This is a genomic window from Clostridium magnum DSM 2767, from assembly GCF_001623875.1.
In the GTDB taxonomy this organism is placed as follows: Bacteria; Bacillota; Clostridia; order Clostridiales; family Clostridiaceae; genus Clostridium_AM; species Clostridium_AM magnum.
Map to the genome: position 1 here is coordinate 45,157 of NZ_LWAE01000004.1, position 24,796 is coordinate 69,952.

At 31.1% G+C, this 24,796-nt stretch carries 24 protein-coding genes, 2 tRNA genes and 1 pseudogene; 6 read left to right on the plus strand and 21 right to left on the minus strand.

What is annotated here, in order from left to right:
* Positions 1-57: 57 nt before the first annotated feature.
* A complete protein-coding gene (locus CLMAG_RS33025; protein WP_169809807.1) occupies positions 58-222 on the plus strand; it encodes a hypothetical protein in 165 nt (54 codons plus the stop codon).
* Between the two features lie 164 nt (positions 223-386).
* Here CLMAG_RS33025 and CLMAG_RS17060 read toward each other — a convergent pair whose 3' ends face one another.
* From CLMAG_RS17060 to CLMAG_RS17100, 10 genes and pseudogenes are all read right to left on the minus strand, one after another.
* On the minus strand, positions 387-3,521 hold the full coding sequence (locus tag CLMAG_RS17060) for an AAA family ATPase (RefSeq protein WP_066625260.1): 3,135 nt from the start codon (positions 3,519-3,521) through the stop codon (positions 387-389).
* Between the two features lies 1 nt (position 3,522).
* A complete protein-coding gene (locus tag CLMAG_RS17065) occupies positions 3,523-4,791 on the minus strand; it encodes an exonuclease SbcCD subunit D (protein ID WP_066625262.1) in 1,269 nt (422 codons plus the stop codon).
* 170 nt (positions 4,792-4,961) lie between these two features.
* The gene (gene infC / locus CLMAG_RS17070; RefSeq protein WP_066625268.1) at positions 4,962-5,468 is read right to left on the minus strand and encodes a translation initiation factor IF-3; all 507 of its coding nucleotides are present in this window, start codon (positions 5,466-5,468) and stop codon (positions 4,962-4,964) included.
* Between the two features lie 284 nt (positions 5,469-5,752).
* Positions 5,753-6,043: a hypothetical protein gene (locus CLMAG_RS17075; RefSeq protein ID WP_066625270.1), complete on the minus strand. Its 291-nt coding sequence runs from the start codon at positions 6,041-6,043 to the stop codon at positions 5,753-5,755.
* A gap of 167 nt (positions 6,044-6,210) precedes the next feature.
* Positions 6,211-7,086 carry a radical SAM/SPASM domain-containing protein gene (locus CLMAG_RS17080; protein WP_066625272.1) on the minus strand — a complete coding sequence of 292 codons (876 nt, stop codon included), beginning with the start codon at positions 7,084-7,086 and terminating at the stop codon, positions 6,211-6,213.
* Positions 7,087-7,242: 156 nt separating this feature from the next.
* Entirely contained in the window at positions 7,243-7,581 is a 339-nt protein-coding gene (locus tag CLMAG_RS17085) for an arsenate reductase family protein (protein ID WP_066625274.1), read from the minus strand.
* Between the two features lie 140 nt (positions 7,582-7,721).
* A tRNA-Sec gene (locus CLMAG_RS31825) sits at positions 7,722-7,818 on the minus strand.
* Between the two features lie 175 nt (positions 7,819-7,993).
* Positions 7,994-8,317 (minus strand): Rha family transcriptional regulator, encoded by a 324-nt coding sequence (locus CLMAG_RS17090; RefSeq protein ID WP_066625276.1) that lies wholly within the window; start codon positions 8,315-8,317, stop codon positions 7,994-7,996.
* Positions 8,318-8,533: 216 nt separating this feature from the next.
* Positions 8,534-8,860: a hypothetical protein gene (locus CLMAG_RS17095; protein ID WP_066625282.1), complete on the minus strand. Its 327-nt coding sequence runs from the start codon at positions 8,858-8,860 to the stop codon at positions 8,534-8,536.
* 35 nt (positions 8,861-8,895) lie between these two features.
* A pseudogene (locus tag CLMAG_RS17100) lies at positions 8,896-9,611 on the minus strand (IS91 family transposase); the annotation flags it as partial.
* A 554-nt stretch (positions 9,612-10,165) separates the two neighbouring features.
* Between CLMAG_RS17100 and CLMAG_RS32535 the strand changes: the two are divergent.
* Positions 10,166-10,333 (plus strand): hypothetical protein, encoded by a 168-nt coding sequence (locus CLMAG_RS32535; RefSeq protein ID WP_161486994.1) that lies wholly within the window; start codon positions 10,166-10,168, stop codon positions 10,331-10,333.
* Between the two features lie 319 nt (positions 10,334-10,652).
* On the opposite strand, the gene CLMAG_RS33810 is transcribed toward CLMAG_RS32535, so the two are convergent.
* The 3 genes from CLMAG_RS33810 to CLMAG_RS34400 form a co-directional block, all read right to left on the minus strand.
* The gene (locus CLMAG_RS33810; protein WP_242873067.1) at positions 10,653-12,089 is read right to left on the minus strand and encodes an N-acetylmuramoyl-L-alanine amidase; all 1,437 of its coding nucleotides are present in this window, start codon (positions 12,087-12,089) and stop codon (positions 10,653-10,655) included.
* 100 nt (positions 12,090-12,189) lie between these two features.
* On the minus strand, positions 12,190-12,360 hold the full coding sequence (locus CLMAG_RS32540) for a hypothetical protein (RefSeq protein ID WP_161486995.1): 171 nt from the start codon (positions 12,358-12,360) through the stop codon (positions 12,190-12,192).
* 372 nt (positions 12,361-12,732) lie between these two features.
* Positions 12,733-12,858, minus strand: a complete 126-nt coding sequence (locus CLMAG_RS34400; RefSeq protein ID WP_278330905.1) for a hypothetical protein — start codon at positions 12,856-12,858, stop codon at positions 12,733-12,735.
* Between the two features lie 615 nt (positions 12,859-13,473).
* Between CLMAG_RS34400 and CLMAG_RS32545 the strand changes: the two genes are divergently transcribed.
* From CLMAG_RS32545 to CLMAG_RS17115, 3 genes are all read left to right on the plus strand, one after another.
* Complete coding sequence (locus CLMAG_RS32545) at positions 13,474-13,647, plus strand: hypothetical protein (protein ID WP_161486996.1); 174 nt, start codon at positions 13,474-13,476, stop codon at positions 13,645-13,647.
* A 141-nt stretch (positions 13,648-13,788) separates the two neighbouring features.
* Entirely contained in the window at positions 13,789-14,181 is a 393-nt protein-coding gene (locus CLMAG_RS17110; protein WP_066625290.1) for a hypothetical protein, read from the plus strand.
* 148 nt (positions 14,182-14,329) lie between these two features.
* Positions 14,330-14,575, plus strand: coding sequence for a hypothetical protein (locus CLMAG_RS17115; protein WP_066625295.1), 246 nt, complete (start codon positions 14,330-14,332; stop codon positions 14,573-14,575).
* Positions 14,576-14,907: 332 nt separating this feature from the next.
* On the opposite strand, the gene CLMAG_RS17120 is transcribed toward CLMAG_RS17115, so the two are convergent.
* The 6 genes from CLMAG_RS17120 to CLMAG_RS17145 all read right to left on the minus strand — a co-directional run bounded on the left by CLMAG_RS17120 (position 14,908) and on the right by CLMAG_RS17145 (position 21,944).
* Entirely contained in the window at positions 14,908-15,231 is a 324-nt protein-coding gene (locus CLMAG_RS17120; RefSeq protein WP_066625299.1) for a hypothetical protein, read from the minus strand.
* A gap of 248 nt (positions 15,232-15,479) precedes the next feature.
* Positions 15,480-15,554: transfer RNA gene (locus CLMAG_RS17125), tRNA-Glu, on the minus strand.
* 211 nt (positions 15,555-15,765) lie between these two features.
* Positions 15,766-16,590 (minus strand): RelA/SpoT domain-containing protein, encoded by an 825-nt coding sequence (locus CLMAG_RS17130; RefSeq protein WP_066625301.1) that lies wholly within the window; start codon positions 16,588-16,590, stop codon positions 15,766-15,768.
* A 315-nt stretch (positions 16,591-16,905) separates the two neighbouring features.
* A complete protein-coding gene (locus CLMAG_RS17135; protein WP_066625304.1) occupies positions 16,906-18,897 on the minus strand; it encodes a YgiQ family radical SAM protein in 1,992 nt (663 codons plus the stop codon).
* 183 nt (positions 18,898-19,080) lie between these two features.
* Positions 19,081-20,451, minus strand: coding sequence for a Na+/H+ antiporter NhaC family protein (locus tag CLMAG_RS17140; RefSeq protein WP_066625306.1), 1,371 nt, complete (start codon positions 20,449-20,451; stop codon positions 19,081-19,083).
* 182 nt (positions 20,452-20,633) lie between these two features.
* Positions 20,634-21,944, minus strand: coding sequence for a hemolysin family protein (locus CLMAG_RS17145; RefSeq protein ID WP_139264259.1), 1,311 nt, complete (start codon positions 21,942-21,944; stop codon positions 20,634-20,636).
* Positions 21,945-22,269: 325 nt separating this feature from the next.
* Here CLMAG_RS17145 and CLMAG_RS17150 point away from each other — a divergent pair, with 325 nt between their 5' ends.
* A complete protein-coding gene (locus CLMAG_RS17150; RefSeq protein WP_066625311.1) occupies positions 22,270-22,530 on the plus strand; it encodes a thioredoxin family protein in 261 nt (86 codons plus the stop codon).
* Positions 22,531-22,676: 146 nt separating this feature from the next.
* On the opposite strand, the gene CLMAG_RS17155 is transcribed toward CLMAG_RS17150, so the two are convergent.
* Positions 22,677-22,901 carry a MoaD/ThiS family protein gene (locus CLMAG_RS17155; RefSeq protein ID WP_066625319.1) on the minus strand — a complete coding sequence of 75 codons (225 nt, stop codon included), beginning with the start codon at positions 22,899-22,901 and terminating at the stop codon, positions 22,677-22,679.
* 15 nt (positions 22,902-22,916) lie between these two features.
* Positions 22,917-24,740, minus strand: a complete 1,824-nt coding sequence (locus tag CLMAG_RS17160) for an aldehyde ferredoxin oxidoreductase family protein (RefSeq protein WP_066625321.1) — start codon at positions 24,738-24,740, stop codon at positions 22,917-22,919.
* Positions 24,741-24,796: the final 56 nt, after the last annotated feature.

Consider the following 24,796-nt stretch of genomic DNA (forward strand, 5'->3'; position numbering starts at 1 on the left):
ATAAATATTTACTTATTTTTTAATATTTTGCCTAGCAATATTAAAGGGGGAGAAATAATGAAAATTTATGTGCTTAAGTATGAGGATACAGAAAAACAAACAACAGTTAAAAATGAATTTTTTAACAAAAAGCAATTGATTGACCAAATCAATGAATGTGCTAAAAAAGGATTTACTATCCTTGATGTGCTTGAAAGCAACTTGTCTTCAAGACTTGACTAACAAACAAGTCATCCTAAACTTTAGAATTAGAAAAGAGCCGATTTGAATTACCTTCAAACCTGCTCTTTTCTAGTTTTCCAATTACTATACTATGGCCTATGTATGAGCTTAAGTATATGATTTCCCTGTAACAAAAATATATTTAAGGTAAGTCCTAATTTCCACTACACTATAAATTTAGCTTTACTGCCCTCTTTTGCTGGTGTTATTTCTAATCTTGCATCTATTCTTTCCTTAAGTTCTGGTACATGTGATATTATTCCAACCAGTCTTCCACCTTTTTGCAGATTTATCAAACACTGAATAGCATTATCTAAGGATTCAGGGTCCAAGGTTCCAAAGCCTTCATCTACAAACATAGTATCCAAGCTTATTCCCCCTGCATAGGATTGAACTACATCTGCGAGACCAAGAGCTAAAGCTAAGGATGCTTTAAAGCTTTCTCCACCAGATAAAGTCTTAACATGACGAGACTTTCCAGTGTAGTTGTCAAACACCTCAAGTTCAAGACCTTCTTGCTTTCTTCCCTTACCCTTTTCTTCTTTTCTTTTTAACACAAACCTTCCTACTGCCATCTTATTAAGCCTTATATTAGCGGCCTTAATTATTTCATCGAAGTAAGCCGCTAGTACGTATCTTTCAAAGGTTATTCTCTCTCTGTTATCACCATTTGCTACTCTAGCTAGTTCGCCTACTACACTATATTTTTCCTCATCATCCTTTATAAGCTGACCTATATTTTGTATTTCCTTAAGGGCCTTTCTATTATTATTTACTCTTGAGTATATGGTCTTTTCTCTTTCTTCTAGCTTCTGCTGCTGAAGTTTAAGGTCATTTAAGGATTCCTTCAACTTTTCAAGAGATATTTCACTTAATCCCTCTACATCCTTTCTAGCTTTCTCAAATCTATCCTTTAAAGATTTTAAGTTTTGATAGTATTCTACTATATCTTTTTCTAATAATGTAATTTCTTCTTCTGCCATCCTAAATAAAGCATATTGGTTACAATCTTCAAAGCCAGTATCTTTAATTTTGTTATCTAATCCATATTGACATGCCTCAACCTCTTTGATAGCTTCCTGTACATTCTTAGCCTTTCCACTTTTATCTGATAGAGAAGATGCATGATCCGTTTTAGCTTTATTATAGTTTTCCTGAGCTTTTTTATAAGCATTCTCTAACCCTATAAGGGCATTTTCTAATTCCTTTATTTTTAATAAAAGCTTGTTAGAAGAACGTATTTCCTGAGGAATTTCCTTCTCGATACTTATGAGAAGTTTTTCCTCACTCTCTACCTTACCATAAAACTCCGTATATTCTTTTTCTAAAACTTGTAGTAGATCTTCTTTCTCTTTTATGCTATTCCCTAATTTTATTATAGTATCTTCTAGCATACCTTTCTTTTCTATAAGTTTTACAAGCTTTACCTGATCTTCCTTTAGAACATTTAACTCTTCGCTGGTCTTCGTTCCTTTATTTACAAGGTAATTAAGCATATCTTTTTCAGCAATTGAGCTTAACTCACCTAAAAGTTCTTTTTGTTTATCTTTTAATTCCAGTAAAAGTTCTTTACTACTTTTAATTATTCCATTTAAGTCTGAAAGCACCTGCAGCTTTTTTTCTCTCTCTTCCCTAAGTTTTTCAAATTCAACTTTAACTTCCTTAAGTTTCTCCTCTGTAGGCACCCCATCAATTAATTGTGCAAGCTTAGGATGATTTGTAGCCCCGCAAACTGGACAAGGTATTCCTTCCTCTAAATCCTTTGCCAAAAGCCCTGCCTGGCCTCTTCTAAAGTTATCCTCTAATAGCTCATAGCTATTTTTATATCCAATATATTTCTTTTCAAACTCTTCAAAGCTTTTACTAATTTCTTTATGCTTATCAACAGTATCTATATATTCCCCAGTCTTTTTATATAGAAGTCTCATATCCTTAAGAACTAGTTCCTTTTCATATACTGTTTTATCAAGTTTCTCTTTTTCAGTTTCTGCCTTTTGTGACTCAAGCAGATCCTTATTAGTCTTTTCAAGCTTATTTTTTTCATCTGCTATAGTTAACTTAACCTTCTTTAAATAGTTGTCTTTATTCTTAAGTTCTTCTCTTAATTCAATTATTTTAGAACTCTTTAGTTCGTAATCCTTAACTTTTTCCTGTTGGTTTTTAAGAGTATTTATGCTGTCAGCTAGCTTCTTTCTGTCCCCTTCCTTACCTTCCTGTTCCTTTAGTTGTTTTTCCCATAAAAGAAGGTTGCTTTCAGCTTCCTTGAGCTTTTTTTCCGCCCCCTTATATTGAATTTCCTTAAGCTTAAGATTATTTTCCCTCTCTCTTAAGGAATCCTCCACTAACTTAACTTCCCTTGCTCTTCTTCCTTTTTCTAACTGAATTTGTTTTTGTTTATACTCTTCATCCCTTAATAAATCTAATTCATATTGTTTTTCAAGGTCATATTTTTCCTTAAGCTTTCTATTTATTTCTTCTCCTTCAACAATACTCTTTTGAACTTTTTCCTGTGAAGTTCTAAGTTCTTTAACTTCTTCATCAATTTCCTTACTGTCTCTCTCATCCTTTTTAATGAGTTCTATAGTTTCATTTATTATCTCAGTTATATTTAGATCCTTTGCATTTACTAGCTTTATTAAAAGCTCGTCTTCCCCAGTCTCTATATGTTTTACATGGGTATCCCTTTTAGTCTTAGTTTCTTCAATTTTTTTGTAAATGGACTTTTTCTGTTCATCAAGCTTTCTCTGAATTGTTTCAAAGGTTTCTGTACCAAAAATTTTTCTAAATATGCCTTCTCTCTCTGCACTATCAGCTTCCAGCAATTTTCTAAATTCTCCTTGTGGAAGCATTACTATCTGTCTAAATTGATTTTTATTTATTCCCAAAATACCACTTATCTTCTCATCTACATTGTTTACTTTTGTTATAATATCTCCATCAGGAAGAATTAAGTGAGCCTCTGAATTTTTAGATACAAAACCTTCTCCCCTTGCCTTTTTTCTCTCTTGCTGTGGAAACCTTGTTATTTTATATACTTTTCCTCTAAGTCCAAATTCTAGTTCTATATATGTTACTGTTTCTGGCAATGCGAAGTCACTTCTTAAGCTATCCTTATCTCTGCTGCTTCCAGATGCCTCTCCAAAGAGCGCATAGCTTAAAGCATCAAATATAGTAGTTTTTCCCGCTCCTGTAGGTCCCGTAATTAGAAATATATTTTTATCCTTTAGCTTTTCAAAATCGATAATCTCAACTCCTGCATAGGGTCCAAAGGCACTCATTGTTAACTTTAGCGGTCTCAACTTACTTCACCCCTTTCTCTACTTCCTCTATAATTTCCTTCACTAGGTCAAATTTTTCCTCAGTTAACTCCTTACCGGCTATAGATTGATAAAATTCTTCAAAAAGCTGAAGCCTTGATTTATTTTGGTATCCTAATGCTGCAGCAGTTCTGCTCTCTTCTCTTTCACTGTTATCTTCTCTATGTAACCCCATAATATTAGGATAAACGGCTCTTAGCTTGGATATAGGATCCATTAATTCTCCTTCATCCGTAAGTATTGCATATATATAATCCTCAACATTAGTACTACCATAAACCTTAGGATCAATCAGCTCCTTTAAGGGTCCTTTTATAATTCTCATATCTCGTTTAGGAATTAATTCCTTCAACTGTATAGATACTTTCCCATCTTCATCGATATCTACAATGGCTACCCCTTTCTTGTGGTTAGTTTCTGAAAAAGAATATTTTAATAAGGAACCAGAATATCTTATCCTATCACTTCCAACCTTCTGAGGCCCATGAAGATGTCCCAAGGCAGTATAACTAAAACAACTGAAATATTCACCACTAACCAAATCTGTTCCACCAATACTCAAAAGTCTTTCAGAATCAGAAATTTGTAATCCTGCTCTCTTGTGATCTTCTGTACTATCTCCTAAAGCAACCTCTTCTCCTATACTATTTTGCACTTTTGAACTACTAAACTCTTCTTCCTCATTTTTCTTTTGTGCTTTTTCCTTCATAAAGGTCACATATCCATGAGCAACCATTACATTTCTCTCAGTATCATTCATATTTCCTTTTATATTTTCAATAATTTTTCTCATAGCACAATCATGGGTTGATATTTCATCGTCCCTAAGTATATGCCTGACTTCCCTTGGATCTCCGTAAGGAACCAAGTAAAAGTTTACAGGGTTCTTTTCCTTTTCAAAAACCACTTTCTTTATGTCCTTATCAAAAACTCCTGCTATATGCAATCCATTTTTCGTTAGGATTTTGCTTCCAAAGGATAATCTCTCAGCACTATCATGATTTCCCGCTATAGCTAGTATAGGTATTTTCAGTTCTAACAAAATCCTGCTAAATACCTTATCCAAAAGCTCCACAGCTTCTACAGGCGGTATACTTCTATCATACAAATCTCCCGCTATAACTAAAGCGTCAGGTTTTTCCTCCTCCATAACCTTTATTAACTGTTCTAAAATAAACTCTTGATCCTCTATCATACTAAATTCATTTACAATTTTCCCTATATGCCAATCCCCTGTATGAATTATCTTCATAAAGCATGTACCTCCAACGTTCTCTGAATATCTTATAATACTGGACTATTCACTATATAATTATAACAATAGAATATAAAAAAATCACCCTATTTTCAGAGTGATTTTCTTACATGTTGTCCATAAGTAAAGAGATAGATATAAGATACCTATCTCTCAAATAAACTTTATTATTTTTTAGGAGCTAAAATCATAATCATATTATTGCCTTCTAATTTAGCTGGTTTCTCAATAACTCCTACGTCGCCAACTTTTGCAGCAAAAGCTTCTAACACCTTATATCCTAAACTAGTAAAGTTATTTTGTCTTCCTCTAAATCTTATAGATACTTTAACTTTATTATCATTAGATAAGAATTTTATAGCATTATTAGCTTTAATCTGTACATCGTGTTCCTCTATAGTAGGACTCAATCTTACTTCTTTAAGTTCAACAGTCTTTTGATTTTTTTTAGCTTCTTTTTCCTTCTTAGACTGTTCATAAAGAAACTTATTATAGTCCATTATTTTACACACCGGTGGTTTAGCTCCTGGAGAGATCATTACTAGATCTAAATCTTGCTCTATTGCAATATTCAAAGCATCTCTAGTGCTCATGATCTTACTCTCTTCCTCTCCAACCAACCTGATTTCCTTTTCTCTAATTCCTTCGTTTAGATTAAAATTTTTATTAATAATACAACACCTCCAAATTTTTTAACTGTTTAATTTTATATTAAATATATCTTATTATTTAACATCTTCTAATGTTTCTATTCTCTTAGCAAACTAGAAATGTCAATATAGTATAGATTTAATAGCCTAATTTAAATATACTCTACTGTATTTTCCCACTAAAGCACGAACTTTACAAGACTATTACATGATATTGTAATAATTCCATACGACATTATACTATTATATCATAATATTTCATATTTGGTTATACTAAAAAATGAATAACTAAAAAAATTGTCTCATAATCAGTATGTAACTGTTATATTAGGACTTATTCCTGCTAGCTGAGCTTCATATTCACATTCCTCATATAGAGCTTCCGCATCACCATATCCATTCAGTATATTTTCAAAGTATAACATAATAACTTTTTTAATATATTCAGCATAATGATACTCTTTTGCATCTTCACCTTCCTGCAAACATTCAAAGTACAGATTTTTAAATCTCTTTGCCATTTTGCCCATATCTTCAGCCTTATCTTCATTAAAGGCCTTTTCTACTTGTTCTTTAGCTTTACTTAATCTGTTTATCATTTTTATCCCCCCTCCTATTTAGAATGAAGTTAAGACTTGAATCAGGTGGGGTTTCAACCCCATCTGATTCTTAGTCTTACGAATCCAGGGACGTAGCCGCTCTTTAATCCCTCTTGGAGAAGAGGGATTATTAGAGCGGATAGTCATCGGATAAACTTATCTATATATCAATTAAACCTTTTTCTATATCCACATTTTCTGCAAAGTTCCTCTACAACTTCTCTTCTTGAAAAGCCATTAACAATATTGCTCGCTCTTTCCCCATTAACTATTTCAGTAAAATGAGTTTTATGAATATTACCAAGGTTAATTACTCCTTCTCCATCAAGACAACAAGGTACTACTGTTCCATCTACTAGTATAGCAACTTGGTTTCTAAGACTATAACAAAAACCGGTGCCCTTATCTTCATCTTTTTTTAAATCTGGCCATTCAAATTCGAAATCCTGATTTAGATATACTCTATCAGAAATTTTAATCCCTCTGCTTGGGTCGATCTTTTCTTCAATTTTATAAGGCAAATTAAATTCTTGTTCTATTACTCGAATCATATCGCTATTTTTTTGTCTTTCAATATTTGTTATATTATCTTTATCCAGATTCCATAATCTAAATGATACGAGAATGTTAGTATTATCGGTATCTTCCTTAACAAAAGAGATAATATCATTAATGTATTCCTCTTTATTAGCGCTTCCTTCATTTCCATCAAAGCTGTGCAGTGAAAAGTTAACCTGTCTTAATGCAGGCTTCATAAGTAATTTATTTTTCACTTTATTTATAAGAGTGCCATTTGTCGTTATGTTTACCTTAAAGCCTTTTTCATAGCTTAAATTCAAAAATTCATCTATATGCGGATGTAATAGCGGTTCTCCTTTTACATGAAAATATATATAATCAGTATGGGGTTTTATCTGTTCTAATATCTTATTAAAGGTTTCTAGCTTCATAAATTCAGGTTGTCTCTTTGTTTGAGGACAAAAGCTACAAGCAAGATTACATACATTAGTAATTTCAATATAAAATTTTTTAAATTTTTTCATTAGTTTTTCTCCAATTCTATATACATTGCTATGTTCTTCATTCGAAATTATGATACATACAAAATCGACAAAATTCAAGTTATTTTTCTATAAAGATTAGTCCTATAACTACTAACTATAATATCCTTACGGGGTTCAACCTTGATTTCATGATATCTATTCCCAGGTATTCCAAACCTCTGGTTCATATCCAACTGTTGCTTTTTTTCCATTACGCACTATAGGAGTTTTATAAAGCTTGGGATTATTCAAAAGTATCTCTTCTTTAACACTACTATTAATAATATGTTGAATATTTAACTTTTCATACTCCTTACATTCTTTATTAATTAAATTCATTAAACCTACTGATGCTTTAACACTTTCTAGTTCCCCTTTGCTGAGACCTTTACTATTTAAATCAATAAGCTGATATTTAATTTTTCTCTCCTTAAAATATCGTTCAGCTTTCTTTGTATCAAAACACTTTTTTACTCCAAAAATTTGAATATTCATCTGTTTCCCACCCTTTTATACTACTATAAAACTATTTAATCATAGGAAGGTATAAACATCAACAAATAAAATTTTTTATCTAAATAAAAAGACGTCCAGCAAACTTTATAAATTCACTAAACATCTTGACATTCTATTATTGGCGGGAATATGTGGGAATCGAACCCACCCGTCGTGGTCTTAGCACGGCAGAACGGTTTTGAAGACCGGCAGGCACACCAGCACCTATCTACTCCCTTATATATCAACATCTGAACAGTATTTTCCGTTCAATCTGCATATTAGTCTACAAGAATTTTAACACAGCTAATGGTCAGCGTCAATATGCTAATAGTTCATTCAATATGCAGTAAAGTAAAAAGATATATATTTCTACTCTACTAAATCCATTAACTATTCAATACATTATTAATTATCGTAGTTGTTGTTCCATTTCATAGAATCGGTTTATATAAGTAGCTGAAAATAGAACGCATTTTTCTCCTGTCATTTTATTAGCAACTATGTCACAACCCTTACGTGTTAGCAGATAGCAAGTATAATGTTTCCCTTTGTTTTCAAAAGTGCTTTCCACGAAAAAATTTTCGCTCCCCAAAGTTGGGTTGTCAGATAAAATAGATATATACCCTTGAATGTCTCTTAATAAGTGGTCATGTCTTTTTGCTACCATTAAAGCAACTTCTCTAATTTCTACAACTAATACTCCATTAATGTTTTTAACTTTTAAATTATTCATTATTTTCTTTTCCTCCTAAAACATATATTAAAATTTCTTTCTCAAACTGTATGTATATGGAGGTCTTACTTTGTGACACGGAAAATAAAAAAGAGTCCTTGGGGCCTCGTTATTGCTGTCGCTTTCTAAAAATAAGGCGGCAGCCTTTGGTTTTATCCTTTTTATTGATTTCCTTTAATTTTTTTACAGTTACATTTATGCGGTAGCATTATAAATCTAGAAATTTTTATTTTTAAATTCCTCAAATACTTCATCAAAGTCTGCTTCTTTAAGATTTAACTTTTCAGGATTTTTAACTATCATTGTAGAGTCACATGCTTCGCATGCATATCCTGGTATATCAACATCTCCAAATTCATCTCTAGTTATATGCATTTCTATAGATAACCTTGAAACCTCCGTTTCTGCACCACAGTTTAAACACTGATAAGTTATCGTATCATTCTTTTTTTCTTCAAAAAATGCCTTTACTAAAGCTTTTGCCTTCTTTATTTTATTTTTTTCTCTTTGCTTGTCTTTTACTTTCTTTTTCTTATTAGCCATTTTACAACGTACCTTTCCTTATGTAAATACTGGCTCTATTTTATCACTCCATAGTCATGTATTAACTGTTCAATCTTCTTTTCATTGCTTATGAAAATTTGTTCTTTTAATTTCTCTTTAACACTTACTCCATAATAGACTATATCATTAAACCTCATCTTTCTTCCGCAACTTGGACAATTTAATGGATTTACTCCAAAGGTTAATAATATTCTTGTTTGCCAAATTTTCATCTTCTTTTTAAATTCAGCAACTTTTTCATCTATCAGTTTAAAAAACTTATTCTTGTGCTTAGTATTTTTAGCATATATACCATAATATCTTATCATTTTAAAATTCTTTTCCGGTATATGTCTTATAATTTTCCCTATAAAATTAAGTACATCTAATTCTTCTTCAACTCTTACTCTATCTTCATGTCTTTCATAATAAAACACTACCTTTTTTCCGTCATACTTTAATATTCTTGACTCTGCTATCGCAGGTCTAGAGGTATATCTACCTACGTATTTAGCTGCTTGTTTTGCTGTTTTCACTTCACCCTTACCATATATATATATAAACCATTTTTCAATTTTTTATATAGCTCACTTTTTAACTTTCTAAACTCCTTTTTAACATTTATAAGATTCAATTCTAAAGCATCTAGTAATAATTTCTGCCATCTTTTCCTTAATGCTTCATAGTGTATATGCGTAACTTTTCTCCAAACTGTAAGCTTTCCTGCTACACCTTCTGTAACTGATAAATTTCGATATTTTTAACGCCTTATAAAATAGTTCCCAATATCCAGGTAAAGAATCCTTAAGTTGATGACATTGAGCAGGTGGTATTCAAAATAAAAAAATGAGCACTTGGCGGTTACCCAAGTGCTCTGACAAGTAAATGGTTGGTTTATGGTATATCTTAATGTTGTTAAGATCACACTTATCATTTTAAACTACTTTTGTTACAATATTGTTACAAAAGTGTGGCAATTTTTTATTTTATAAATAATATCATTGGCTTGAATCTTTTTAAGCATTAGCGAAATTACTTCTATAGGTTGATGAACTAATGCAAAAATCCTAAAGCTATATTTACTAGCTCCACTAGTATAAATAAAACTCAGGTACCAAAAATAAATAATCCAAATTTATCTTTAACTTTCACAATGATACCCCCTCTTTTACTATATTAATGCTATTATTCCCAAATTTATTGTTTTTCTTACTAACTCTTTATTGAATTACAAATTCTGTCCCACCATATACCAATTATAATTTATTAGATTTAGAATACAATAAAACTTAGGGAGGTGTTTTTATGGTGAAAAATAACAAAAATGATAAACTAGCTGCTGGTCCTTCAACTACTGGTTCTTTGGGCATATCCGGCACTGGTGGTTCTGATGGTTTAAAGGGCACAGATTGCCTTTTCCCATATTATGATGAAAAAGATGATGAAAAAGACAACAAAGAAAATAAGAAATAATCATTGCACATAATTTAATCTATGTGCTTTTTAATTTATCCATATAACCTTATGAAAATAAAATAAGCATTAGTTATTGAACTAATGCTTATTTTCTATATAATAGGGGGCTATTACATACTTTTTCTAATTCCTCTAAGTTTTAATAACTTAGGACACTTCTTATTATAAACAGTAATTGTTACGTCATTATGTCATAAGTATTAATTTTCCATTTACTTTCTTTGAACATTTTGTAAACGAATTAGTATGTAAAGGTTAAAGAGCCTTTTACAGCCATCTAACCTTTACTTTAATACTTATACTATTTTTAGTTTGCTTAGTTATTTAAGAATATGCTCCAGGTTTCTTGATTTAAAATACCACTTGTAGCTCTTCCCCAATTTTTCTGCATATTTGTTACCGCTTGAAAAGTTGCTTCATCATAGATTCCGGTGTCTTTTCCCTTAGCTAAATAACCATATCCTATAAGCTTCTGCTGAATCCATTTAACTACACTGCTTTTATGCCCTTTAACTATTATACTTTCAATTCCCTTTAAAGCAGAAATAGTAGCAGCATCTGCAACTCCTGTTAATGTCAGCTTTGCATTATAATCTATATTCAAATCATATTGCAAAGCTTTTATAGCATCGCTTATTTTTACTGTGGAAGTAGTTGTTGTTGAAGTGGTTTTACTAGTTACGGTTTGTCCTGTTAAGCCTTGTACTATTGCAGATGCAATTTTATCACTCCCTAGTGAGTTATACAGATTTGCATCTGATTGGGTATCTACGAAACAAACCTCTATTAATATAGACACAGGATTGCTGTGTCTTATAACATACAAATTACTGCCATCTTTTACTCCACGATTAACAAATCCTAGTGCTACAAGAGAAGTCAAGACCTTAGAAGCTAAAGTCTTACCTGCAGTACTCATAGCAAATACTTCTGAACCTTTTCCTCCACCTGCATTGAGATGAATAGAAACTAAATAATCCGCATTAGCAGAAGCATCACATCTTTTTTGAAGTGATTCTGTAACACTTGAAGCACTGGAAGGCCTTACATTAAAAGCAGTATGCCCTAAAGCTTGAAGCTTAGATATAACTTTATTTGCTATATCTAGAGCACAATTTTGTTCATTAAGGTATCCTTCTGCCCCTGTATCTGGATAAAAGCCATGACCTGGATCTATTGCAAACTTACTCATAATATTACCTCCTGAATTTCTCTGAGTTACTATATTATCGTCCATTAGTAATTGATTTAATAAATTTAATAACTTACTAGCATAAGCTTTATCGCTAGCCCAATTACCATTACCTAGATTTTCAATATTAGGTGCTGTGCCTCTTGTCACATATTTAAATCTTGGATCAATTAATATTTCATTTTTAGGCAGGGGCTTACTACTACAATAGGCATATAAATGTTGTACATGGCATCTAATACCTTCATCTTCTGTATCAAAGCTTAACGCCTGCCTTCTTCCATTCCCATCCACTGCACCTAATCCAGCATAGTTATGCATATCTAAGGTAGTTATCGAAGTATCTGAATATCTTAAAAAATTTGTTTCTAAGCACATCTGAACCCAAATACATTCAAGCCTTATGCCATAAATATCACAATACTTTTTATAAATACTTGCTAAGAGTGGAGCATTAGAATTTTGCTTCCTTAAGAAAGCTTCACATTGTTCTACTGTAACAGTGGACTTACCATTTATTGGTGCATTCATCAAAACATCTCCTTTATCAATTTTCATCATCTGTTGATACATTTTATTAGAAACTCTCTCAATTTGTGTATTATTTATTCTATTTATAATATGAACATTTATTTGATAGTAAAAAAAGAGCCCAAAGGCTCTATCTAAATAAAAATATTAATATACCCATAATAATAGCCGCAAATCCTGTTAATAATACTGTCTCTAAAGTATCTTCTGTTGAATTATCATTATCTTCATCTACTACTTCACTTAACTGATCTACCTTTTCATCTTTGTCCTGTTCTTTTTGAGATGTTAAGTCTACCATCTATTTACACCTCCATAATTAATTTTACACTGGAACTGAAACCTTTATTTTAGTCAATTTGTGTATAATAAGTATGCGATGTGTTTAGTAACTTAATTAAAATGGACCAGTATGAAACTCTATTGAAATTTATTATCTACTAATAGTATATTATATTTTCTTAATATTGTTAATATTCAAATTCATTTTTCACTCTAAAATCTTTTATCTCTTAACTTAATCTCCATTCTAAAGGAATATACTTAACAGTTTTAAGCATATCACTACTATATAAAACACAAAACCTTCAGTATTTTAGAAATGCAAATAAGCACTAGTATTTCTACTAATGCCTATTTTGTATATATAATTAAGAGGGGACTTAATATATATCTATTTTACACTTATGTTAAATTCATTGATATTTTCTATCATTTTATCTGCCCTACTACTAGCTTTACATAATGCTAAAGTTATTATTATAGTCATTATATCCAATATAATTAGTATTTCTTTCATACTAATGCCTCCTAAAGAACTTTTCTCTAAGACCTAATATCCTAGGACACTTACTATTATAAATATATATTGTCACAATATTATTACAGAATTATTAAGAATTTATGTATTTTATCCAATAAAAAAACAAGCACCTGGGACTAACCAAGTGCTGTAAAAAGTAAATACTTGTGTGGTGTAAAGTAAATACTTGTGTGTGGGTCGATCTTAAAGTTATTAAGACCTTTCTTTTTATTATAAATGACTATTGTTACAGTATTGTGACAAAATTGTGGCAAATTTTTTCCCACATTACTTTATATTCCAGTTTATTAAGCATATTTCCAGGGTAATCTAACTATGAGGTGAATGTGATGTTAAATAAGCTTTGGAACTCAATTGAATCTAGTAGTCATAGAAATTCTATAATTTTAGCAATTCTATTAACCTTTTTTATCCTTACACTTATTTTTATAATGAGAGTTTTATTTAAATCAAATAAGGATAATAAAAATCAATAAGTTTAATTTAGCTACACAACTCACTTTTCTATAATCCCAGTTTCTTATCTTACTTCTCTATCTTTTGCACATATTTAAAATATTCTTTCTCATAATAATTACTGGAGGTGATACTATGACTGATAAAATAAATAATACAAATAAAGACCCTGTCACTGAATTTACTAGTTTATTTACTTCTAATCCAGAAGTTGTTAATCAAGCTGACTATGGAGATTATACTGACTTCCACTCAGCACCACTTAGCAATTTACTTAGTAATAATGATGAAACCAAACGTAAAAAATAGTATTTGATATTTAACTATTACTCTGAGCACCTCGCCCCATTATTATAATATTTGTTTATTCAACTTTTATCTCTCATTTTTAATTTTTACTTTTAACATAGATTATTCTACCTTCATATTATAAATTGAGGTGTGATATCTATGAAGGAGTATTATCGTTGCATTAAAGAATATATTGGCTCAGTTAACATGGCAGTTAAATCACTAATTATTATCGGTTTTATAGCTCTTGCTGAAACAATTTTAACTATCTTCTTTGATCCTTATAATCAAACCAGTCCCACAGATGTAAGTATACGCTCAGTTATGTCTAGCATATTCGGCTTTATTTTTGGTGCTCAAACTACAGAAAACTCCAATATTACCAGTAAAAAGCTTCAAACCTTTATATCATGTACTGTAGCAATTATTTGTCTTTTAACATCTGTTGCAGTTCATTGGCTCAATGTAAATCAAACTGGAGCATCTGCAGTTGAAATTCGTAATCTTTTGTTCGCATCTGTAGGTTTTTTACTAAGCAGAGCAAAGGAATAGTGCTTGACTATATAATATTTTATATAGTCAATAAAGTGATCCAACTCCATATATTAACCCCTTTGGTGATAAAATACTGTAAAAACTCAGTATCAACTTTGCATAACAGGAAAAAATATATATTATAATAACGAAAGGGGTAATTATTGTGAATGACTACATTGGAATAGGAGATGCCAAAGTTTCAGTATCTGATCAAGTTTTTAATGTGTTAAATAAAATGGATAGATCCAACGGACTCATTAGTGATAGTGACTTGAAAACTATATCTGAAGATAAATCTGTAAATGTTAAACTCATAAACACACAGCACATCAACGGTGAGGAGATTAAAATATATGGTCTATCTAGAGATAACTCTGAAAACTTTGAAATAGTAAAGGTAAAAGGATAAATAAGTCAGCTGACGACTAGATTCTATTAACAATCTAGCCGTCGTCGGATAAATTTCGTAAAATTTTTATTTTTTTAACATTAGTGAATAAAGTTAATATTTCTGGATATACTTATAATAGTAAATATATTTTTTAAGACAACAATTCATCAGCTAAGTTTAAGACAGGAATTGATAAAGTCTAGTTTTTTATTGTATTATGAGTATCAAGGTGAACTAACACCTATATTCATTTTCAATTAATATATTTCGACCATAAGTGTATCTTAAAATGATTTTTCAATTATTTTAAGATACACTTATTTTTATTTGAGTAACTAGTAAAAAGAGCCTTATCTAAGACTCTCTTCTAATCTATAGTTTTCCTCAAACCAACCTACTATATTTTTAATTCCATCTATATCATTCTTATCGTCAAGAATAAAATTTCTCACAGCATTATCAGCTAAGCTTATATCTACTGCAATTACACCGTTATCTTCTCCAACTATAACAGTTCCATCTTTTCTAGGATTATTTTTAACCTTAAACACCATACCTTTAGTATTAAAATTACTTTCAATGGATCTTATATCATCACATAAAACAAAATCACTTATTTTATGTTTTATAGAATCTAATATTTCTTCAAAATCATCTGTACTAAAATCACTCATAATACATAAACTCCTTCCTTAAATAATCTTTTAAGAGTTTATGTATTATTAACGACTTTATTCTTTATAGTAGTTATTTTCAAATAAAATAGTACTAGTATTTCTCCTAATGCTTATTTTATCTATTAACTTTGCGGCAAATTCTTTGCAAATCACCTAACTCTGTATGCCTATCTAAAGGTAAAATGGTGCAAAGTTGAAAAAATATAAGAGCTTCAAAACCTTTGAAACTCTTATATTTCAATAGATGGTGACCCCTAGGGGAATCGAACCCCTGATTCTACCGTGAGAGGGTAACGTCTTGACCGCTTGACCAAGGAGCCATATTATTTTAGTCTTTTAAATTCAGCTTTCACTTAAAACTCTTTGGTGCTGACTCCTTTTATATAATAACGCTAGTTTGTTATAATATCAAATAATTTAATTAAATAACACTTTTTCCATCTATTACAAATTCAAATAACAATTATTTTTCTATTGATTATTGAGCAGTAAATCTATAAATAATAAAATAATGTTCTGCTTTTTATCTTATCATTTACCTTTTTCCTCTATATCTGTTTTCTGTTCAATTATATCTTTTAGTTCTTTTATTTGTTTATTTTTTAAATTTATTACCTGCTCGTACTTTTCCTCTATTTCATGCAAGTTTCTATTGAGCTGGTTTATAAAGGAAGCCATCTCATCAGAGCTGCCAGCTATACGATTAAATAATAGAAGATTCGATGCTAATATTTCAGGAATTTGACTATTAGAATATCTCAACTGGTGATCAATTTCACCGTAGCCTTCCTCAAATATTGTTCTTACCTGAATTTCTGCTATAACCTTTTGACTTGTTGGAAAAAACTCAATCAAGTAGTGCACGGAACGATATCCGGATTTTCTAGAGTAAATTTCAATTCCTAATTCCTCAAATCCTTGTGTATCATCACCTTCTCTAACATTAGCTGTTATCTCTATAACCTTCCAAGTATTTAAAATAAAGTTATGTATGTCCTCCCAATCTTCTTTAAAGATATGTATTGCCCTAACTCCAATTAAATCCGTTATTTCCTCTTTGTAGTTTTCAACAGAAAATTGAAAATCCTTTCCATATTTCTCTTTCCTGCTAGCTGTTTTTCTAATAATTTTTTCAATTAATCGCTCAGAGTCCTTTACCCTAGATTTCACCGAGTGTATTTTTTTATGGGTTCTAAGAGTGTTTGCTATAAAATCTGCCTGACTTTCATAACTATTTTTATATCTATTGAAATCAATGTATATGTCATTCAACACATTCCAATCAATCTGATTTTCTTCAATATTCTCTTCAGTGATATGACATTTATTTAAAAAATCTTCCTTTGTCAAATTCATATTTATATTTAGTGAGAAATGACCTATCTGCCAAACTCACTAATTACTCACCTCTTTCCTATATCTAACATTATTTTCTCTACTACTCCTTTAATATTATCATATATTCTTAAACAACAAAAATAAAATAAGCACTAGTATCTCTACTAATGCTTATTTTCTATATAACAAGAGGGGAACTTATTATATATTTTCATTCTATTTTTCTCTAAGTTTTAATAACTTAGGACACTTATTATTATAAACATCTATTGTTACGGTATTGTTACATAAGTATTACATTATTGTTTAATTTATTAACACATTGTAAATTATTTATCTTCTCTTTCCTTTACTCTTACTATCTCTTCTGCTAACACTCTTTCCTATACCCACAGTTTTTTCCTTGCCTTTACTTTGTTTTGCCACAGACTTATCTTTAACATTACCTCTTCTCCCCACAGAATTATCTTTGCCTCTTGCTACTCTTGCTTTGCCTTTTCCACTACTATACTCTGCATTATTTCTACTTCCCCTTGGTCTTATTAAGCATTTTGGACCATATCCGATAAGATCTTCTCTGCCTGACTGTACTAAAGCTTCATATACTAAATCATATTTCTTAGGATCTCTATATTGAAGTAAAGCTCTTTGCATTGCTTTTTCGTGTTTACTCTTAGGTATATATACTTCCTTCATAGTAAGAGGATCTAAACCAGTATAAAACATGGTTGTGGATAATGTTCCTGGTGTTGGATAAAAATCTTGAACTTGCTCTGGTTGATAGTGAATATCTCTTAAGTATTCTGCTAATTCTATTGCATCTTTTAATGTACTTCCTGGATGACTGGACATTAGGTACGGTATAATGTATTGTTTTTTTCCTACCTTCTCAGTAGTTTTATAAAATTTCTCCATGAACTTATCATAGGTTTTTCCTGCTGGTTTTCCCATAAACTTTAAAACCCTATGAGAAACATGCTCCGGTGCTACTTTTAGCTGCCCACTTACATGATGCTTGATAAGTTCCTTTAAAAATATATCATTTTTATCTGCCATAATATAATCATATCTTAATCCTGAACGTACAAAGACCTTTTTAACCTTAGGTAATTCTCTCAATTTCTCAAGCACCCTTAGGTACTCCATATGATCAACATCTAAGTTTTTGCAAGGACTTGGATGTAGGCACTGTTTATTTTTACAAGCCCCAACTTTAAGTTGCTTTTTACAAGCAGGATATCTAAAGTTAGCGGTAGGACCTCCAACATCATGTATATATCCTTTAAAGTCTTCAAACTCAGTCATTTCCTTTGCTTCTTCTACTATGGACTCCTCACTTCTACTTTGCACAATTCTTCCTTGGTGAAAGGTTATAGCACAAAAAGCACAACTTCCAAAGCATCCCCTTGAACTTACTATACTAAATTTAACCTCTTCTATAGCAGGTATTCCACCTAGCTTTTCATAAATAGGATGATAGTTTTTTTGGTAAGGCAAAGCATAAACTTTATCCAATTCCTCTCTTGTAAGAGGCATTTCCGGTCTATTCTGAACAACATACTTATCTGTATGCTTCTGGATTATAGTATTCCCTCTAACAGGGTCCTGTTCTTCATATTGTATTCTAAAAGCCTCTGCATATACCTTTTTATCTGCACAAACATCTTTATAAGATGGTATTTCAATATAGTCATATACCTCTTCTATATTATCTACAATATAACAGGTTCCTGGTACATGCCTGATATATTTTATGTCTAGACCGTTATTCAAGTTGTCTGCAATCTCAACTACTTGTCTTTCACTCATTCCATAAACCAATAAATCTGCTCCGCTATCAATTAATATGGATTTTCTTACTTTGTCACTCCAATAATCATAATGAGCAAATCTTCTTAAACTTGCTTCTATTCCTCCAATCATAATAGGAATATGCTTAAAAGCTTCTCTTATCCTATTACAATAAACAATTGTAGCCCTATCAGGTCTTAATCCCATTTCTCCCCCTGGCGAATAAAAATCCTTATCCCTTCTCTTTTTACTCACCGTATAATGATTAACCATGGAATCCATGTTTCCTGCATTCACCAAGAACCCCAGTCTAGGCTCACCTAATCTTTTAAAATCTTCTGCATCCTTCCAATTAGGCTGAGGTATTATCCCTACTTTATATCCTGAATTTTCTAGAACTCTTGAAATAATAGCTGTTCCAAAACTGTGGTGATCCACATATGCATCTCCCGTAACTATAATAAAATCTAGCTGTTCCCAACCTCTATCTATCATATCTTGCTTACTAATTGGCAAAAATTTATTATCTTTCATGTTATCCACCTTCTTCTGTATCTACTTATAAATAAAGTATCGAATTGTTACTCAAATTACAATTATAACATCTTTCACGACATAATTCTTCAAAAAATTTATATTTTACTTTTTGTCATCCCATTGAAACTAAATAACTTTATCCGATGACTACCCCATCTGATTTAAGTTTCCACTTCATAACTACCTTGTTATGTCTTTATACTGAAATTTGTACATATAAGCTATAAAAATAGTAATTATCGGAAACATATAACACAATATTGCATAGGGTGCATATGCAGCTGTAGATATACCAGTAATTATTAAAATAAATAATGAATTTACATTCCAAGGTATTAGAGGAGCAATGATAATTCCTGTATCTGATATAGTCCTAGCCAGAATATTATTTTTAATATCTAACTCCTTATACTTATTCTTTAGAAGCCCTCCTGGAAGTATTACTCCAACAGTTTGATCACAGGCTATGGTTAATATACTACTTACAACACCGGTTTTTAAAATCACATCTCCCTTTGACCTTGCTTTTGATATTATTTTGTCTATTATAGGCTTTATAAATCCAGTACCTTGAAAAATACTGCTTAAAGCAATGGCTCCCATTATTATTAATAGAACTTCAGTCATAGAAACAACTCCACCACCAACTAATATTTTATTCAATTCACTTGAATTTGTATTTCCCTTATATCCAGTAAGTATTGCCAAAATAATATTTATAAAACTTAGTTTCTGGAAACTAAGGGCTATAACTATTCCTCCTATTAAGCTTAAGGATATCGCTTTAATTATTTTTACACCTAAAAAGGTTAATATAAAAATACCTACAGGAAATAATAATAATAGTGGAGAAATAAAGAAGCTTTCTTTTATTGCTATTCCAAAGTAATCTAAGCTTGAACCATGAGAAGCTAAACTATATTTTTTCCCAATATAAAAATATATTATTCCAGATATCAAATAGGTTGGAAGTAAGGTTGTACACATAGAAATTAACAAATTTTTATAGGATGTTCTTGTAGTTAACAATGTAAGATTTAGTAATCCTGAGATTGGTGACATCTTATCTGACATAAATGCGCCTGATACAATAGCACCTAAAAGAATATAATCAGGAATTCCAAATATCCTTCCAACACCTAACAATGCTATACCAATAGTACTAATTGCTCCAAGAGCTGATCCCATAAAAATCGCAAAAACTGTAGTAATTACAAAGGTTGCAAATAAGAAATTCATTCCCTGCATATACTTAAATCCATAGTATAACATAGATGGTATAACTCCAGATGATAACCATACAGGAATTGCTCCTCCAATCAGTAATATTAAAACAAATAATTCTTTACACTCAATAAGCCCATTTCTAATCATAATTACTAGTTCAGTTATAGAAAATCCCTCTCTTAAAAATAAAGCTGAAGATATAACTATACTAGCAAAAAAACTATAAAACAGGGATAACTTAAAAATTATACAACTTCCAATTGCTATAAGTGTAAAAGTGAATATAATCCATGTACTCTTTGCCGATATTTTATTTTTTTCCATCTAATCGCCTCCCCAAAAAATTATCCAATGACTACTCTTTCCAATACTTTTATATGTATTGAAGTTACTTTTATAAAAAAACTCTCAACCATATCAACATATGGATGAGAGTTAAAATTAATTACTTACATCTTCATTACTAAATCATACTTCATAGCAATTACTGATACATAACTCAAATTTTACTTCAAGGAAATTATCAATTCCTCTATTCTTTTTTCATTTACTTTTTCAATTTTAAATATCAGATTATCGTACTCGATGACACTATCATCATTTTCCTTAGGTATGGTTCCAAGAAGATTAACTACAAATCCTCCTATTGTATCTATATCGTCCGAAGGCAGCTTGATGTTTAAATTCTCATTAACTTCATCTATTGGTATCAACCCATTAATTAGATAGCTGTTTGAGTCAACCTTTTTTATATAGTCTGTACACTCATCGTACTCATCAAATATATTTCCCATGATCTCTTCTATTAAATCTTCGATTGTCACAATACCAGAAAAACCACCATACTCATCAATCAATATAGCCATATGGTTCTTAGTATTCTGTAACTCTCTAAACAAGGCATCTATATTTTTAGTTTCCGGAACAAAATACGCTGGTCTCAGCATTTCCTTTATATTTATACTTCTAATATCGCCATCTTTTAGTTTGAAAAACAAGTCTTTCATATATAAAACACCAACAATATTATCTATATCATTTTCATAAACAGGTATTCTTGAATACTGTTCTTCCGATATTCTATTTATCTGTTCTTCAATTGGTGTATTTAATTCTAAAGCAAATACATTTCTTCTAGGTGTCATTATTTCTTTAGCCAATGTATCATCAAACTTAAATATACCATCTATCATGTCTTTTTCAATCTCGTTAATAACTCCATTTTCCTCTCCAACCTTAATCATTGATCTTATTTCTTCCTCTGATACCTTTTCTTCAAGGTTGTCTAAATTTAGACCAAAGATTTTAACAAGTAAGTTTGTTGATGCAGTAAGCATTTTTACAAAAGGAGAGGCAATCTTAGAAACAAATATTATTGGTGTAACTGCAAACATAGCTATTTGTTCAGATTTTTGTAGTGCTATTCTTTTTGGAAATAACTCTCCAAATACCAATGTAATATATGCTAACAATATTGTTATAACAACAACTGCTATCTCATCACTTCCTGGTATGTTAAATCCTTCAAATATATAAGAAAGGTGCTTGGATATATTTGTTGCTGCAGAAGCGCTGGCCAAAAATCCTGCCAAAGTAATGCCTACTTGAATGGTAGCTAAGAATCTACTAGGTTCATTTAGTAGTTTTAGTAAATATTTTGCCTTTGAGCTGCCTTCTTCAGCAAGAAGACTAACTTTGTTTTTATTTATAGATACTATAGCCATTTCTGAGGCTGCAAAGAAAGCATTCACTAAAACTAAAACTAAAATCAATAATAACTCTAGTAAAATGCTACTCGGACCACTGTCCATTAACAATTCCCCCTTACAAAAATAAGAAATATAAGTAGAATAAATTATAACATATATTTGTAAATTTGAAAAATGTCACTGACAATCATCCTAGACTTATAAAGTCCTTAATTGGCGTCTATAGTCAATTAAACATTCATCACATTAGATTTTTGCTCTCTTCTAAATTTTAAAAATATTAAATTTATAATACACAACATATATATTTCAAAAATACTGTATAATATTTTTATAATTCAAAACCATATATATTGATGATGAAGTAGAAACTTCAATCAGATAGGCGTATTAAAGCGGGTAGTCATCGGAGAAAGTTAGGTGGTGATAATAAATGAAGACTGTATTTATGTTTATAACAGACTGGTGCCCTTACTGCAAACAGGCACTTTCTTTTATGGAAGATTTAAAAAAAGAACATCCTGAGTATGGGAATCTAGAAGTTAAAATAATCGATGAAGAACGTCAACCTGAAATAGCTAAACAATACGATTACTATTATGTTCCTACATACTATGTTGATGGAGTAAAAGTACATGAAGGAGTTCCTTCTAGGGATATTGTACGTAAAGTATTTAAAGAAGCTAGCAAGTAATCTCAACCTTCAACATTTAATTCCATATAATAAAGAGAGTGTTTCATTTGCCTTTGAAACACTCCCTAAAAAATTCTTTAATTTTATGCAACAGAAACTATATTATACTTTATATCATTTCATATTTCTGATGTATCGTTCTATCTTTAGCCGCCTCCTACTGGAGGAAATAATGATAACACATCATTATCTTTTAAAACAGTATTTAATTTTCCATCTCTTCCGTTTATAAGAAGTATAGCCACCTCTTCTTCATCTATTTTAAGCATTTTAACAACATCCCTTGGAGTTGTATCCTCATTAAAATCTAAAAAATACTTTTTTTCTCTTCTATCTCTAAATGTTGCAAACAGCCTTACTTCAAGCTTCATACTGTCCTCCCTGATTTAGATTTTTCCAATATAATCTTCTAATCCAAGCTTCTTTAAAGTTTCTTCTGTAGGAATACCATTAGCATCCCATCCTCTTACTGAATAATATTCAGGTAGTAGCACGCCTAATTTATGAACATATCCTTTGGATGGCCCTTCTTCAACTGGTTCCTCAAGCAATCTTTTTGGAAGAGTATCCTGTGAACTATCTATACCTGCCTTTAAGTTAAATATTTTTTCTAAAGTCCATATTCTATCTCCAGCTGCCATTAAAGATTCCATATCATGTAATTCTCCACCAACTACTGCATTATACAAATCAACATAATCTTGTACACCAAAACCGAATGTTGTGAAAACACATAATCCAAGGGAATCTATAACTGCTGTTAAGTCATGGAATACTTTAGCATATGCTGCTTTTCCCTCTAGTGAAAATCTATCAAGCTTTTCTGGGTATCCAAGTATTTCAGGACTTATCATATATCCTTTAATATGACAGCCTCCTCTATTATTAACAGCATAAGTTATACCATGACCCTGTGCCCCTCTTGGATCGTACGCTGGAAGTTCTTGTTTTTTAACAGTCATTGAATACTCAGGCACACCATAGGATTCACATAGTCTATATGATCCATCTGTCATCTTAGCTCCAAATCCTTCTCTAAGTCCCATTTTCTTTACCCATTCAACCATGGACTTAGCATCTCCCCAATTAAGTGATAACCCATCTGCAGCTATTTCTTCATCCTTAATGTAACCTCTTTGATAGAGTTCCATAGCTGCTGCAATAGTTGCCCCTGCTGAAATTGTATCTAATCCATATTCATTACATAACATATTTGCTACATTTATAGCATTTAAATCATATACATCGCAATCAGCTCCGAATGACCATAGTGTTTCGTATTCTGGTCCTCCACATTCAGTTCCATCTTCAAGTTTTACCCATCTTCCACAGGCAATTGGACATCTATAACAAGCATTTTTTCTAACCAGACAATCCTTAGTCATAGTTTCTCCACTAACCTTATCTGCCTCATCTGTATAGGATTTCTGAAAGTTTCTTACAGGATTCATACCATTTTCATTGATTATATTAACAAGAACAGCTGTACCATAGGTTGGTAACCCTCCACCAGCTACTGGATCTTTTCTTAGGATATTTGTCTTCTCAAGTGCTACAGCTTTTACTTTATCTGCATCAAATAATTGCACTTTTCCACTGCCTTTTACAACTATAGCTTTTAAATTTTTTGAACCCATAACAGCTCCAACACCACCACGACCTGCTGTTCTATCAACCTCATTCATAACCGCTGACATAAGTGATAAATTTTCTCCAGCTGGTCCTATACATAAAACCTTAGCCTTTGAGTCATTTTCATGCTGAAGGGTTTCTGTAGTTTCTTCTGTTAGCTTTCCCCAAACATGAGAAGCATCTCTAAATTCTACTTTATCATCTACTATATTTACATAAACTTTATTATCTGATTTACCTTCAACAATGATCATATCGTATCCAGCCATCTTTAATTCTGCTCCCCATTTTCCACCTGAGTTTGAAATGGCAATAGCTCCTGTTAAAGGTGATTTAGTAACTACCATAAATCTTCCGCTTGTTGGAACAGGTGCTCCTGTAAGCGGTCCTGCTGCTATAATAAATTTGTTATCAGGTGATAACGGATCTACCTGTGGATCTACTTCATCAAGTAAAGTTTTTACACCTAATCCTCTTGATCCTATAAATTTTTTAGCCTGATCAATGTTTAATTCTTCTACAGAAGAAGTTAGGTTAGTTAAATTAAGTCTTAATACTTTCCCATTATATCCATACATAGTGTAAAACCCCCCTAAAAATCAAAATTCTTAATATTTGTACATTAATCACTGTA